General features: G+C 59.5%; 12 protein-coding genes and 1 pseudogene. 2 read left to right on the top strand and 11 right to left on the bottom strand.

From position 1 onward, the window contains the following. Positions 1-42: 42 nt before the first annotated feature. From WC026_RS15140 to WC026_RS15115, 6 genes are all read right to left on the bottom strand, one after another. Positions 43-2,457, bottom strand: a complete 2,415-nt coding sequence (locus WC026_RS15140) for a TonB-dependent receptor (RefSeq protein WP_372711843.1) — start codon at positions 2,455-2,457, stop codon at positions 43-45. Between the two features lie 1,025 nt (positions 2,458-3,482). Then, positions 3,483-4,325, bottom strand: a complete 843-nt coding sequence (locus tag WC026_RS15135) for a heme ABC transporter ATP-binding protein (protein WP_372711842.1) — start codon at positions 4,323-4,325, stop codon at positions 3,483-3,485. Beyond that, entirely contained in the window at positions 4,322-5,380 is a 1,059-nt protein-coding gene (locus WC026_RS15130) for a FecCD family ABC transporter permease (protein WP_372711841.1), read from the bottom strand. The genes WC026_RS15135 and WC026_RS15130 overlap by 4 nt, the downstream gene beginning before the upstream one ends. Next, positions 5,380-6,306, bottom strand: coding sequence for a hemin ABC transporter substrate-binding protein (locus tag WC026_RS15125; RefSeq protein WP_372711840.1), 927 nt, complete (start codon positions 6,304-6,306; stop codon positions 5,380-5,382). The genes WC026_RS15130 and WC026_RS15125 overlap by 1 nt, the downstream gene beginning before the upstream one ends. A gap of 6 nt (positions 6,307-6,312) precedes the next feature. Further along, positions 6,313-6,858, bottom strand: a complete 546-nt coding sequence (gene hutX / locus WC026_RS15120) for a heme utilization cystosolic carrier protein HutX (protein ID WP_372711839.1) — start codon at positions 6,856-6,858, stop codon at positions 6,313-6,315. Between the two features lie 18 nt (positions 6,859-6,876). Continuing rightward, positions 6,877-7,212 (bottom strand): antibiotic biosynthesis monooxygenase, encoded by a 336-nt coding sequence (locus tag WC026_RS15115; RefSeq protein ID WP_372711838.1) that lies wholly within the window; start codon positions 7,210-7,212, stop codon positions 6,877-6,879. Positions 7,213-7,595: 383 nt separating this feature from the next. On the opposite strand from WC026_RS15115, the gene hemP reads away from it, so the two are divergent. After that, a complete protein-coding gene (gene hemP, locus WC026_RS15110; RefSeq protein WP_372711837.1) occupies positions 7,596-7,724 on the top strand; it encodes a hemin uptake protein HemP in 129 nt (42 codons plus the stop codon). A gap of 120 nt (positions 7,725-7,844) precedes the next feature. On the opposite strand, the gene WC026_RS15105 is transcribed toward hemP, so the two are convergent. From WC026_RS15105 to WC026_RS15085, 5 genes are all read right to left on the bottom strand, one after another. Then, positions 7,845-8,537, bottom strand: a complete 693-nt coding sequence (locus tag WC026_RS15105; protein WP_372711836.1) for a Crp/Fnr family transcriptional regulator — start codon at positions 8,535-8,537, stop codon at positions 7,845-7,847. Positions 8,538-8,818: 281 nt separating this feature from the next. After that, positions 8,819-9,817, bottom strand: coding sequence for a cation diffusion facilitator family transporter (locus WC026_RS15100; RefSeq protein WP_372711835.1), 999 nt, complete (start codon positions 9,815-9,817; stop codon positions 8,819-8,821). Between the two features lie 128 nt (positions 9,818-9,945). Continuing rightward, positions 9,946-11,502, bottom strand: a complete 1,557-nt coding sequence (locus WC026_RS15095) for a hypothetical protein (RefSeq protein WP_372711834.1) — start codon at positions 11,500-11,502, stop codon at positions 9,946-9,948. Positions 11,503-11,521: 19 nt separating this feature from the next. Then, on the bottom strand, positions 11,522-12,448 hold the full coding sequence (locus WC026_RS15090; protein ID WP_372711833.1) for an EipA family protein: 927 nt from the start codon (positions 12,446-12,448) through the stop codon (positions 11,522-11,524). A 122-nt stretch (positions 12,449-12,570) separates the two neighbouring features. Continuing rightward, on the bottom strand, positions 12,571-13,596 hold the full coding sequence (locus WC026_RS15085; protein ID WP_372711832.1) for a 3'(2'),5'-bisphosphate nucleotidase CysQ: 1,026 nt from the start codon (positions 13,594-13,596) through the stop codon (positions 12,571-12,573). 111 nt (positions 13,597-13,707) lie between these two features. On the opposite strand from WC026_RS15085, the pseudogene WC026_RS15080 reads away from it, so the two are divergent. After that, a pseudogene (locus WC026_RS15080) lies at positions 13,708-13,988 on the top strand (hypothetical protein); the annotation flags it as partial.

Here is a 13,988-nt window from a genome sequence, read left to right as displayed (position 1 = left end):
GTAAAAAATGGGGACGCCGGCAAGCGTCCCCATTGTGGATCCTCAGAACTTGACCGCGACGGTCCCGATAAAGGTCCGAGGTGCACCGACATAGTATTGCGCGTCCGAGCTGAGATCGGTGTCGCTCGGCGAGATCTGGGAAATATATTCGTTGTCGAACAGGTTCACGACACCGAACTTCAGCGTTGCTTCCTCCAGGCCCAACTTCTGCCTGATGTTGTAGGCGACGGTGAAGTCGGCAACCGTATATCCCGAAACCTTGTTCTTATTCTGCGCATCGCCATACCGCTCGCCGATGACGCGAACAACCGGTGTGAACGCGAAGTCGTACCAGGAATAGGTGACGCCGGCCTTGAACATCGCGCGCGGCGTATTCGGAATTTGATTGCCTTTTGTCTTGATCGGCGTCGAACCGGTCAGTGTCTGAGTGTCGCCGTCGAACTTTTCCGACGAGACCGTCGCCGACGCAAACGCAAAGAGCTGATCGCCGAAGTTGTAGGAGGCCTGCAGTTCCGCGCCATACTCGGTCGTCGATCCCGTTCCGACGTAATACGCCAGATTGCCCACGGCAGGATCGTTGATCTTGACCTGCTTGTGGTTATGCAGCGCGTAAAACACGCCCGGGACGATGGTCAGCCCGTGATCGTTGTAGCGAAGCTGAGCCGAGAATTGATCCGCGATCTCCGGGCGCACGTTGTCGACCAAGTCTTGAAGATCGATATGCGCGTTCTGGAATGCGGTTCGATTGGTGATGTAGTTGCTTGCCTGCGGACCCCAATCGGGTCGCCCGAAGTTGCGCCCGTATGCAAAATTGGCGCTCCAGCCCCCGCCCATGTCATTCGTGATGCCGAAGTTCGGCAGAAACTCATTATAGTCGCGGGCGGTTACGAAGGCATCGCTGTATTCCGAAAGCCCAGGATAAGACAACGCCTGATCCAGCGTTCCATCAGGTACGCCCGCAGTCCGGTAATAACGCATATCCGGCGCGCCGAGGCTCATGTAGCGAACGCCTCCCGTCACGGAAACGGTTCCCAGCGTCTGCGTCAATTGCACGTACGGGCTGTTGACCACGAAGTTATCGATTTTCGCGATCGTATTCCAATTCGCGAAGGTGAGCGCGCCCGTGTTCGAGATCGCGAACCGGCGCTGATCGGTCGGCGGCGGCGGCGGTGCCAACGACTGCCACCAGTAACCGGCGACGACATCCGTTCCCGTTTCGAAGTGTCCGTCGTATTCCAGCACGCCACCGAGATTATCGTTCTGCTGTCGCCAGATCTGGACCTGGCCGTTGGCACCACTCCCGACTCCGGACCACTGCTCGCCATCGTTGTTCCAGTAGTACGGTTTGAAAACGATGTGCTGCCCCTCCGCCAGGCGGTAGTCGACATTCGCGAAAACGGCATAATCCTCGGAGCTTACGCGATTGAATTTGTAATAGTTTGCACGATTCGCAGGATTGAATGTCTTATCATAGTCCAATCCATAATATTGACCGAGGTTCTGCGACTGCGCATAGGTCAGCGCCTTGTAGGGATTTCCGTCGAACTTGCTGTAGACCGCGTTGATGTCGACCTTGAGGTCTTTGGTCACGCGCTGGCTCAGGCCGACAGCGAAGTTATCGCGCGATTCATCGCCCGGGCCCGACCACTTGTCGGCACTCGCGGTAGAACCCGAGATGAAGAGTTCTGTCCCCGTGCTGAGCAAGCCGGTATCGACGCGTGCAAACGTCTTGTTGAAGTTCCATGAACCGAAGCTCTGCGTCGCGAACACCGACGGCGTGCTCTGCGGGCCAAGCAAGACCTGGTCGATAACGCCCGAGGCGTTGGAAATGCCAAGGCTTCTGTTGGCGGGAATTGGCCCTCTATAAACATCGAGCCGCAAAACGTTCTCGAGATCATACAAATCGTTTCCACCGACGATTCCCATGATCGGCAGACCGTTGATGGTGCGCGAAAGGTGAAAGTCGCCTTTGCCGGCAATATTGATATTTCGCGTCGCGCTCAGACCAAACGGGTCTGGACTTTCGACGTTAACGGACGGGATGATGTTCGCAGCCTGATAAAAGCTCGTCTGAGCGCCGCCGCCGAGAATATTTATGCCTTCACGGCTGACGCTGCTGACGCGGCCAAGCGTCGGATCGCTCACAATCACGCCGCCGACGGTCTGCGCCGTAATGGATGAGGGCGATACGACGCCTTGGCTGTCGAGATGTGGTCCATTTGCATCGCCAAGCGATAAATCAACGTCACTCGGAGGCTGACTGGTCGCAGCGGTCGCGGTGGCCTTCTTGGTCGCGCTCTTTTTCTTCGCCGACTTTTTCTTGACCGGCTGGGCTTTTTGCTCGGATAGCACCGTGACCGGCGGAAGCGTCTTTTCGTCAGCCGAGTTCACCTCTTGCGCGAGTGCCGAAATCGGCATCAGCAGGAGCGCGCCGCTCAGTGCAAGTTTCGTCTTCATCGTCTGTACTTTCCCCAATTCGCACAGGTAGCGAACTCGGCCACGGCGGGCCGATTACCAAATTTATCGTTGTGAGTTAGGAACTTGCGCGCAAACGGAGATCTATTTGAAATCCGCGGCGATCGTGATCTTCAAGGATCAGAAACCGGGATTTTCCCGAGATGACCCGCAATCCGACAACAGCTCTCTGACGGACGCACAGTCACCAACCAGAGAAACTTGCTCTGCCTTCCCTCTGCGTCTTTTGCGCAGGAAGACTCGCGACCGCTAGTGCAGCGGCCATCACGTACACTCGACACGACTTCCCCCAGTCACCAACTTGGCACCCCCCGGCGCCGATACGATTTCTACGATGTTTTCACATGACTATATCGAAATCGCAATTGGAAAAATGAGATGAAGCAATTTGTCCGATCTATGTCAGTCAGCACGCTGCTTATGAACTGTCTTCGCTCCGCATCGGCCTGTGCGCCGCAGCGGCTTCAGCTCCAGGCACGGAACCCACATTTCGCGGAGGCAACCGTGATCAACAGCCCCGATGGCAAGAGCCACAACATAAGGTCGGCACCAACCCCAGCTTGATTCGCGAATTAAATCCGAAAATAACCAATTCATATTTACGGCAGCGACATGCGGGAATAATCAATATTAAATGCGAAATTGGAATTGCAAACATGAAATATTCAGAACAATTTGAGGAGTTTCTCGAATGTCAAAGCGCATATCGTTTGCAGCGGCCGCAGCCTTTACCACCCTTGTCGCGCTTCCGTCCGCTTCCGAGGCCCACTGTCTGCATTTCAAACGCTTGGAAACGAAGACCGCCTCGGCGTTAGATTGCACGCGGCGCACCGCTAGGGATGTCGGTGACGGAATAGTCCGCGCCGGTGACAGAATGTTCGGATGGATATTCTGCAAGGGACGCCGCGTCTGATCGTAAAGCGCTCCTGACGTCGAACACGAACGAGAATGAACCGCCCGTGCGCAAGCGGGCGGCTCACAAGCTTGTGCGGGAAGCTGAAATCAAATCACGCCGACGCGCTTACACGCGCGTGATTACCGATCGCCGCCGATCTTTGCGCACCGCCAAGTGGCCGCCACGGCGTGCCGTGGCAGTGCTCCGCCACGATCGAGACCTCGAATATTTTTTCGATCAGATCGCGCGAAAGCGGCGCATCCGTCGTTGCGATCGTGGCGAGCTTGCCGTCTTGCAGAACGAGAGTTCTGTCGGCAAACGAATGTGCGAGCGCAAGATCGTGAAGAACGACGATCACCAGCACGCGCCCCGACTGCGCCAGCGCACGTGCATGCTCCAAGAGTGCCAGCTGATGACGGATATCGAGACTTGCAATCGGCTCGTCGAGCATGAGGATCTGATCGGGCTCAAGCGTCTGCCCCGCAGCCAACTGCGCCAGCGCACGCGCAAAACTGACCCGTTGCTGCTCGCCTCCAGACAACGTCAGAAAACTCCGCTCGGCGAATTCCGCCGCGTCAGCACTGGCCAGCGCCGCAAGCGCAAGTTGATCGCGGTCTCTGCGCGACAGGCCGATGCCCACCCCTTCCGCTCCGAGGCGCACGACCTCGAATCCCGTGAAGGGAAATGCGACGCGTGAATTCTGTAGCATCACGGCCCGCCTCGCCGCGAGCTGCCGTTGCGGAACGGCCTCGAGCTTCTCGCCGCCGATCAATATAGTTCCCTCGCTCGGGCGCGCTTCCCCCGACAGCATGCGAAGCAACGTTGATTTGCCCGCGCCGTTCGGCCCGACGATCGCCAAGACCTCTCCGGATTTGGCGGAGAAGCTGATCTGCTCCAGAAGCTTTTTCGGACCTATCTGATACGTCAGGTCATGAACGGCAATCATCTCGGTCATATGGCGAACTCCGGACTCCGGCGCAGCAGCAGCCAGATGAAGAACGGCGCACCGATCGTCGCCATGATGATGCCGATCGGCAGTTCACTCGGTGAAACGATCGTCCTGGCGCAAATATCCGCGCCAACCAGCAGCGCCGCTCCAAGCAACGCCGACGCCGGCAGAAGGAAGCGATAATTCGCACCGACTGAAAGCCGAAGAACATGCGGCACGATGATGCCAACGAAGCCGATCAGCCCCGAGCACGCGACAGCCGCTCCGACCGCCACAGAGACCAGAAGAATGGCCCCAATCTTGAGGCGGTTCACGTTGACGCCGAGATGATAAGCCTCGGCTTCACCGAGAGCCATGGCATTGAGGCCGTGTGCGAGAAGCGGTATCGCGATCAGCGTCGGCAGGACCATCGGCACGACAACCCAAACCTTGCTCCACGTCGCTCCGCCAAGGCTGCCCATCGACCAGAACGTCAAATCCCGAAGCTGGCGATCGTCGCTGATATACGAAAGCCAACCGGTGCCCGCGCCCGCCAGCGCGGCGAATGCAATTCCCGCGAGAAGCATGATCGCCATCGAGGTTCGCCCGCCTCGGCTCGCGACCACGTACAGCATGAACGTCGCCGTTAAAGCGCCGACGAACGCAGCAATCGGCAAGATCTCGAACGGAAGCTTATTGACGGATGCGGGCAGCAGCTGGCCGCCGAGCACGATCGCCAGCGCCGCCGCGAAACCCGCGCCGGAGGAAACCCCGATCAATCCCGGGTCCGCGAGTGGATTGCGAAAAAGACCTTGCATCACCGCGCCGGATGCCGCGAGAGCTGCGCCGACGGCCGCGCCAAGCAACATGCGCGGAAATCGAATCTGCGTTATCACCAGCGCGTCGCGCGCGAAATCCGTCTGATCCCTTGGATCAAGTCCGAAGAGAACTTCAAAGACGCGTCCCGGCGCAATCGAAATCGAGCCGAAACTGATGGCGGCAATCGCCACGATGGCCAACAAGACGCACAGCGCCACCATCGCGACGGTCTTGCGATACGCAACTTGTGGGATGTGTTGCATCACTGAAGATCGGAGCGCTTATCCGGTTTCGCGAGTTCCGGATATGCAGCGAGAATGAGATCGCGCGCTGCCATTGGCGTTCGAGGTCCGAAGCTCAGCAGATATCCGCCGTCGAAAATCAAAATCGATTTCGATTTCGCGGCCGGCGTCGCAGCGAATGCTGGAACGGCCAGAATGCTCTCGACCGTCGTCTCTTGCTGACCGCGCGCCATAGCAACGATGACATCGGGCGCGGCTTCGAAAAGAGCTTCGTCGCTGATTGGCTTCCAGCCATCGAGAACGGATGCGACGTTCTCCAGTCCTGCAAGCTTCAAGATGCCATCGGCCGAGGTGTTGCGTCCACCGACCATCGCCCGCCCATTCATGAACGAGAGAATGAATAGAGCGCGGCGCGGCTTTTTTATCTGGGCACGAAGCGTATCGATGGCCACAAATCGCTTCTCGATGTCAGCTGCGAGCGCGGTGCCCTTCTCTGTTTCGCCGAGCAACTCGGAAATTTCTCTGACTTTCGTTGAAATGCCGGCTGGCGTCGCAACCTCAGGAACCGTGACGATCTTGATGCCCGCTTCTTCAACGGTCTTCAAAACGTCACGCGGCCCCGCCGATTCGACTGCGACGAGGGTCGTCGGCTTTAAGGATAGCAGACCCTCGGACGACAGCGCCCGCACGTATCCGACGTTGGGCTTCTCCTTGAGAGCCGTGTCGGGATACGTGCTCGTCGTATCAACGCCGACCAGGACATCCGATCGGCCAAGCGCGTAGACAATCTCGGTCACGACGCCGCCCGCCGCGATGATGCGGGCGGGCTCCGCAGCCGCCGCTTTAGGCGCGACATCGCTCGTCTGTCCTTGTTCGCCGTTGGCTGACAGCGACGCCAGGGAAAGGCCGAGAATAGTGACGAGAGCAGGCAGTATCGCAATTTTCATTGGCGCCTAAACTTCCTTGTGAGCCGCCGTCTCGGCCCGCAATTTTTCGAAGCGGGCGACCTGCTCCGGCTTCAAATTCCTGGCTTCGTCGCGGCCGACGAAAATCTTGAACATCGCCTGGCCTTCGCCGTTAAGGAATTGAATAGAGCAGGAACGACGCTTAAAAAACGGCCGGTCGACAAAGTAGATAGCCGCGCAGCGCTCAATTTTCAGATGGCCGCCGAGCGGGCTGTCGCCGTGAATATTGAAGTAACCTCGCGCGTGCGTGCCGGCTGGGATGGTGCAGGCCGTTTCGAACACGCCGTCTTCGGTGTGCACGATAAAGACCACATCTCCCCAGCTGGTCAGGTCCTCCCAGATACGGTCGAATTTGTCTTTGGAAGCAACGGTCGCATTTTCAGCCGCAAGACAATCGAGAACGGACCGATAGGGAACGGAATGAGCGGCTGCAACAGATTCGAGAACACCATCCGGATTGTCGCGAAGCGCATTGCGCACCGCCGCTTCCGTATTCGGATCGGTTGACAAGCTGTCTCGCACGGCGAGGTTCATGATCAGAAAGACCTTCTCTTATTCCGCCGCGGCTTTGTTATCGAGGCTCAGCGACTGGATGACATGGAAGCCTTCAAACTGCGGATGACCGAGGAACATCGGCTTGCGATCGCCCGCGCCCTTGTGCGATGCGCGGAACTCCTCGGATTTGGTCCACGCGTCGAAATCGGCAAAGCTCGACCATGTCGTATGCGAAGAATAGAGCGTGTGATCCTCGTGCTCGGGACCGCGAAGAAGATGAAATTCGATGAAACCCTTCATCCGGTTGAGATGTGAATCGCGCCCCTTCCAGGCCGCTTCGAATTCGCTCTCTTGTCCCTTGATCACCTTGAACCGGTTCATCGCGATAAACATTGCATTTCCTCACTTGCATTTTCCCGAATGAGCCGCGAGCGTCGCGGTTTTCCGGAGTTTTCAGATTTTGCTGACTTCTAGAATTCTATCGGCGTCCGCGCCTCCGGGCAAACGCCTAGGCGTGGCCGGAAATTGTACGCGCGCTCGTTTTTCTTGCCCGTATTCACTCACCCCATCAGAACGCGCGCAGCCCGGCCGCCAACGACCTGATTATTGCATAGTTAAACTGTACTATATATGTCAACATTGAAACAGGAATGCAAGCGTGCGGCGGCAGGGGTAAACGCGTGACATCAGCGCCGGCAAACAGTCGAAGACAAGGACGCGCTAAAAGACCTTCGAGAGCCGTATCGAACCACAGTCACCCTTTGGGCGAAGGTCATGTGTCTCTCGTGCCGGAGTGGACCAGCCTGGAGTTGTTCAAAGGATCGAAGGAAATTTCGATCCGGCATAACGGCGCCGAGTATCGGCTCCGCATCACCGCCGCGAACAAGTTGATCCTGACCAAATAAGAACGTCGCGCCAAAACGTCGCGAACAGATCAAGTTATGATGTGTACGGATTAATATCCGCGCCACGACAGGATCGAAGACGTATCGATCGCGGAAATAGCGCGGAGAGATCAACGGCGCTCAGCAGCCGGGCAACATTCGTTGCGCGTCGGGCAGGTCTGATTGCAGCAGCGGATCGGAAATCTCGTCCGACAGGGCCTCGAGACGTTCCATGTCTGCGATGCGCAATCCGTGATCGGGCGCTGCTTCGACGAGGCCAAGCTCCTCAAGCTCGATGAGCATTTGCGCCAGACGTTCGACGCTGACGCCCAGATAACCGGCGACGACGGCGCATTCCAACGTATCGTCAATCAAATCCGGGTCGCGGCCTTCGCTTTCGTTCTGATGCGCGACGGCGATCAGGAACGCGGCGAGCTGCACGAGCTGACGCGGGCTTCCCGTGTTCGCGATATAATCCCGCCGAAGCTTGAACTCACGCTCGACTGCGTCATCGAACCTGGCCTTGGCACGCGCATCCTCCGCGGTCAGCCGATCGATGTCATCGAGATCGAGGCAGCTGACTTTGCTATCGACCACGGCGCGCGCGGCCATCGCATGACGTTCGAGAAAACCCATGCCGACGAGATCGCCAGCAAGCGCGAATTCGATAATCTCGCGCGTCTTGTTCGGATGCGTCACGTAAATACAGATCGCGCCCGTCTCAATTCTGTAAACATGCGATTTCAAATCGCCCGCTTCGAAAAGCATCTCATTGCGTTGGATCGTACGAAGACGAGTGTCCGCAACAAGATTGTCGACTACGAAAACGGGCACGGACTCCACGGAGCCGCTATTTTCAATGACCAAACTCAACGCACGCACTCCGGTCTACGGGGGCCCCGCCGTACACCGTTGGCGGGTATTTCATCTGCGCGATTGGCATTCTAGAACGTTGGGAAATCAGGGTTGGAGTCGCAATCCAAATAGCCCTAACGGAATATAAACATATTGAGTATTCTGGCCGTTTCAGTGGGATTTGTCCAACACATTGCGAGTGTCGGGTGAAATATGCAGGATGGCGGCCTTAAGTTCCCGGCTGTTATCGCCGTTCAGTTTCAAACCGTACATTCCGAGCCGCACGGGATTCCGGAACCGACCTCGAATTGCAGCGTCGCGTGACGGATTTCGAATTCATCCTGCAACATCTTGGAAGTTTCGAAAATAAAGGCATCTCCCGGATGCCCGCCCGGCATGACCAGATGGCACGTCAATGCCGTTTCGGTCGTGCTCATCGGCCAGATATGAAGATCGTGAATGCTCACGACACCCGGCAAGGACGCAAGCCTGCTCCTGACACGGTCCGTGCTGATACGGGCCGGCACGCCGTGGAGCGCAAGGCGCATCGTATCCCTTAGGAGGCCCCACGTTCCCCAGACGATGACCCCGGCAATCACGAGGCTGACGATCGGATCGAGCCAGTTCCAGCCTGTCACCATCATCGCGAAGCCCGCCAGCACGACGCCGAACGACACCGCCGCATCGGCGGCCATGTGCAGATAGGCGCCGCGGATGTTGACGTCATGCTTGCTGCCGGAAACAAACAGCCATGCGGTGAAACCGTTGATCAGAATACCGATCGCGGCGACGACGATTACCGTTACATCTCCGACCGGCGGCGCGGAGTTGGCAAGACGTTGGACAGCCTCCCAAGTGATTGCGCCGACGGCAACGAGCAACAAAACAGCGTTCGCCAGCGCCGCGAGAATGGTCGAAGAGCCGAAGCCGTAAGTGTACTGATGCGTCGGGCGGCGCTTCATGAGCAGCGTCGCGCCCCACGCGATCAGCAGCCCGAGAACGTCGCTCAGATTGTGTCCGGCGTCGGCGAGCAAAGCCATGGAATTCGCGTAGAAGCCTGCGCCCGCCTCGATGATGATAAACGCAACGTTGAGCGCGGCACCCAGCGCGAACGCAAACCCGAAGTCCTTGGGCACGTGGCTGTGATTGTGGCCACCGCCGTGAGCGTGATCGTGAGCGTCTGCGCCATGGTCATCATGACCATGATCATGCGCATCACGGGAGCCGGACTGAGACTCGCCAGTCGAATGTTCCGTCATCGCACACAATTGTCCTGCTGCGGGCTCGCCAGATACTTAGACCTGCCAATAACTTAGAATACAGGGCCGCGCTGTCAAAGGTGCAAACATGCTGCGCAGACCTGCACCAAAGTCTGGGCACAGGCGATTTAGCGCTTGTCGAGCCCGCTGATACGTTCCAGCAAACGCGGACGCCGGACGGGCGGCGGCGTGGCTCCGAGCGCTTCCTTCACCGGCTCGCCAGCCGGCAGCGGCGGCGGCCGATCACTATCCGGCGAGCCGCCCTTGCTCTCACCCGACGCATCGTTGTCATTGCCGTTGAGGGCCCGCAAATAAGGCTGCGCGCGAGGCTCGCGCGCCGGGTCGCCTCCATTGCCGTTGCCATTGCCACCGACCGGCGTGACGGCCTCATGATCGGCGGATCGCACGGGACGCGGAGCCGCGATCCGTTCAGCCAGAGGCTTGCGCGGCGCGGCATTCGCGGCATCGGTTTCGCCATCTGCGGACGGCCGGGTTCCGAGGCGCCGCAACTCGTCGTGAAAGTGCTGCGCCTGCCGCGAGAGACGTTCCTGGCTGGCCGCGATCTCCGCGCGAAGCGCGGCGATCGTCTGCCGCTGGTCGTCGACCTCGACTTGAAGCGCGCTGAGATCCGCCTTCTGAGCGATACCGGGCGTATCGGCAGAGCTTTCCTCGAACGCCTTGACGGCTGCTTTGAGCTTCGCGAGTTCCGTCGATTTCGCATCGCTCGCCGCCTGCAGGTCCGCGAGGCGGTCTTCGAGCGCCATGCGCTGCACGTCGTCGTTGCCGACGTTGGTGGTCGCCGCCGCAAGCGCCGATTCAGCCTTCGCGAGCGCCAGCGTCAGCCGCTTGAGCTCCGCATTGCGATCGCGTTCGCCGGCCGCCGCTTTGGCTTTGCCATCCGGTCCCTGTAACCGTGCGATCGCAGCCGCTTGCTCGCGATTTTGCGCACGCAAGGATTCGAGTTCCGACTTGAGCGCCACGCTGCCGTCGACGCGGTCGTCTGAGCGGCTACTCCGGAAACGCGAGGCGCGCGTATCGAGCGTCGTGCGCAGCTTGGCAAGCTCTTTTTCGCGCTGTGTATTGATCTGCGCCGCTTCTTCAAGAGCCGTCGCTTGCTTGGCGCTGGTCGCCAGAAGCTCGCGGATCTCGCGGTCGCGCGTCGCGAGCAGCTTGCGCGTTTCCGTCAGACGCTGCTCGACCTTCGGCAACCGATCGAGGATCGCCTGTTCGAGAACCCGACGCGCATTCTCGTGCTCATCGACGCTCATCTTGTGATCGGCGATTGTCTGCGTCAGATCTTGGATCTTGGCATCCCGCCGGTTGATTTCGACGCTTTGCCGCGCGGTCGAGAAGCTCGCCTCCTCGACCTTGGTTTCGAGCCGGTGCACTTCCATCGCGAAGTCCGCCCGCATCCGATCCTTGTCGGCGCGGATTTCCTCCTCGGTGAGCGGCAGCGTGCGCTTCAGCGCTTCGGTCGTGAATCGTTCGATGCGGCGGCGATAGGCCGGCAAAAGGACAACGACGATCAAGGCCGCGATGAGGAAGCCCAGCGTCACGAGCATCGCGGCGTAAAGCGTGATCAAGCAACACGTCCTGAACTGATCGGCTACGCGGCCCCCGCCGCGCGCGGAATTCCCATCGATCGAGAGAAACCCGCTTTCGCGGATTTCCGCAACATCGAACACGTGCTTGTGGCTTCAACCATCAGAACGGGTTCCACGTTGGACTACGAGTATACTTCAAATAGCCGACGTTGGCACCGAGCCGCAGCCCGACACCAGCTCGAATCGGCGCCAGTGTGACATGTCCCGACTTCTGCAGTTGCACACTGACACCACCGATCAGATAAGCCGCGCCCTCGACGCCGCCGAAACGGTCGAAAATATCCGACGGATCGCGAAGATTGTACACGAGCGTCATGACCTTGGAACCATCGGCGCCGAAATCGTATCCGACCGACGGGCCCTGCCAGTAGACCCTGAAGTCGCCCGCATCCTTGGTGTAGAGCGTTCCCTCGCCATAGGCCAAGCCGGCGACGAACGCCCCACCGGCGTCCTGACCAAGAATATAGCCGTTCGGCCTGCCGGCCTTCTGGAACGTCCATTCGATCGCGGACGCCAGCCCGCCGCTGATCTTGCCGAAGAAGTGATTGCCCGCCCGCACGATTTCATCTTCCGAATACGTGCCGCGAACGGGTCCGCGATCCGAAGGCGGAGCCGAATTGTAATACTCTTCGCGGCTCCCACTCTCCTGCGGCGGACGATAGGGCTCGCCGTAGCCCTGTGAATCGCCGGAATTGCGCTCGCCATTGTAGGCGCCGTATCCGCCGCCCGGAGCTTGCTGAGAGGAACCGCCATAATCCCGGCTCGGCGGCGGCTGTTGATAGCCGTCCTCCGCCGCGCCCGCCGGTGGCCGGTAAGTCCCGCCCGATGGTGGCGGCGCCTGGCGATAGGAATCGGACCCGCCCTGCCCCGAATAACTCTCCGACGGCGGACGATAGGCATCGTCCTCGGCGCCCGCACTGGATGCCGTCAGAGCCACGCAAAAAATAAGCGGCAGACTTGCAAGCACCGACGCCGTGCGACCCGGCTCTCTGATTTTTCCCGAGATCGTCTTGAAGACGCGGCTCATCGTTAGGACCCCACGTTTGTCGAACGCGCCTGATACAGATTTCGCGCGCGACTGACCCCTCAGCGAAATCCGTAAGCAGATTCGCGGGATTCTGTTGCTAAAGTATGGCCGATTCGCGTTGCTTATGCGCCACGCACATTTGTGCCGGCCTCGTCGCCGCTGCGCCACAGCGGCTGACGTCCCCACGCCACGAAGTGGGGATTGCGGAAACCTCTTGCGAAATGCCCATACGTCAACGGCTTGCCGTCAAGCGTCGTAACCGAGCCTCCCGCCGCTTCGAGGATCGCCTGCCCCGCCGCCGTATCCCATTCGCACGTCTCGCCGAAGCGCGCATAGAGATCGCCTTCGCCCGCTGCGATCAGGCAGAATTTCATCGCCGACCCGAGCGGACGCGCTTCGTGGACGTTGAGCTCCGCGAGAAGGTGCGCGCTGGCGCCGCCCGTGGAGCGGCTATTGAATGCGACGAGAGCGTTACAATCCGGTGCGCGCGTCACGATCTTTTTAAAATTGAGTGAGGACAGGGCATCGTCGCCGGAAAGCGGCAGCCGCGCCTCGTAGGCAGCACCGTCCGATCGCGTGACGAACAAGCGCTCGGACGGCGGTAGAAAAATCAGCCCGAACGCCGCGCGGCCATCCTCGACGAATGCGACGTTGATCGAAAACTCGGGTTTGCCGCGAATAAAAAGACGGGTGCCGTCGAGCGCATCGATGAGAAAGAAGCGCCGGGCGTACCCGGGCGTCGCCCCTGCCGCGATGTCCTCTTCGGCGACGAGCTGAATACCCGGCGCGATCTGAGACAGCGCAGCCAGCAGCACCGCCTCGGCCTCCCGATCCGCGACCGTCACAGGCGATCGATCCGCCTTTCGCTCGATCTCGACGCCTTTCTTGAAGTGCGCCATCTCCACCCGCCCTGCTTCACGGACCGCAGGCAGCAATGCCGCGATCAACGCGTCAGGGTTGGTGAAATCGATCTCCGGAATCGCCTGCAATGAAACACCAATCAAATTCGATTTGCAGCGCACAGCCTGCGCGCCGATATGGAATTCCGCGACACGCGGACCGTGGCGCGTAAGACTCAGGCCTTCAACGAAAATCGGGTCCGGGGGAACCCGCCGGTCACAGGGCTTGGCAACCGCGATGCGGCGCATGTATCAGAGCATACAACATTTTCGCAAGCGGCCGGATTGGCTCGCGTCGCGCTGTCGCGCTTGAGTGGTTACCACCCTTCGACGCCGGGCTTGCAGCAAAAAGGGTCGACAATGAGCCAACGTGCACCTGTGCCGCCGACCGATCTCGAACTCGCAGCGCTGATCTCGAGCCGGATCTGTCATGACATCATCAATCCCGTCGGCGCGATTTTCAACGGCCTGGAGATCCTCGACGAAGACGATGACGTGCAAGCCAAAAGCTACGCTCTGAACGTCATCCGCAACGTCACCGAACAAGCCTCGGCCCGGCTTGAATTCGCCCGCTTCGCATTCGGAGCCGCCGGGTCCGCCGGCGCCATGATTGACCTCACGACCGCCGAGAAGATTTCCCG

Source organism: Hyphomicrobium sp. (assembly GCF_041674905.1).
GTDB lineage: Bacteria > Pseudomonadota > Alphaproteobacteria > Rhizobiales > Hyphomicrobiaceae > Hyphomicrobium_B.
The sequence above is the reverse complement of the archived record's forward strand: the minus strand, read 5'-3'. Positions and strand labels throughout refer to the sequence as shown.

Excerpts from the sequence above, each read along its gene's own strand:
- WC026_RS15140 (WP_372711843.1), bottom strand. The coding sequence starts at position 2,457 with ATGAAGACGAAACTTGCACTGAGCGGCGCGCTCCTGCTGATGCCGATT.
- WC026_RS15135 (WP_372711842.1), bottom strand. The coding sequence starts at position 4,325 with ATGACCGAGATGATTGCCGTTCATGACCTGACGTATCAGATAGGTCCG.
- WC026_RS15130 (WP_372711841.1), bottom strand. The coding sequence starts at position 5,380 with ATGCAACACATCCCACAAGTTGCGTATCGCAAGACCGTCGCGATGGTG.
- WC026_RS15125 (WP_372711840.1), bottom strand. The coding sequence starts at position 6,306 with ATGAAAATTGCGATACTGCCTGCTCTCGTCACTATTCTCGGCCTTTCC.
- hutX (WP_372711839.1), bottom strand. The coding sequence starts at position 6,858 with ATGAACCTCGCCGTGCGAGACAGCTTGTCAACCGATCCGAATACGGAA.
- WC026_RS15115 (WP_372711838.1), bottom strand. The coding sequence starts at position 7,212 with ATGTTTATCGCGATGAACCGGTTCAAGGTGATCAAGGGACAAGAGAGC.
- WC026_RS15100 (WP_372711835.1), bottom strand. The coding sequence starts at position 9,817 with ATGACGGAACATTCGACTGGCGAGTCTCAGTCCGGCTCCCGTGATGCG.
- WC026_RS15090 (WP_372711833.1), bottom strand. The coding sequence starts at position 12,448 with ATGAGCCGCGTCTTCAAGACGATCTCGGGAAAAATCAGAGAGCCGGGT.
- WC026_RS15085 (WP_372711832.1), bottom strand. The coding sequence starts at position 13,596 with ATGCGCCGCATCGCGGTTGCCAAGCCCTGTGACCGGCGGGTTCCCCCG.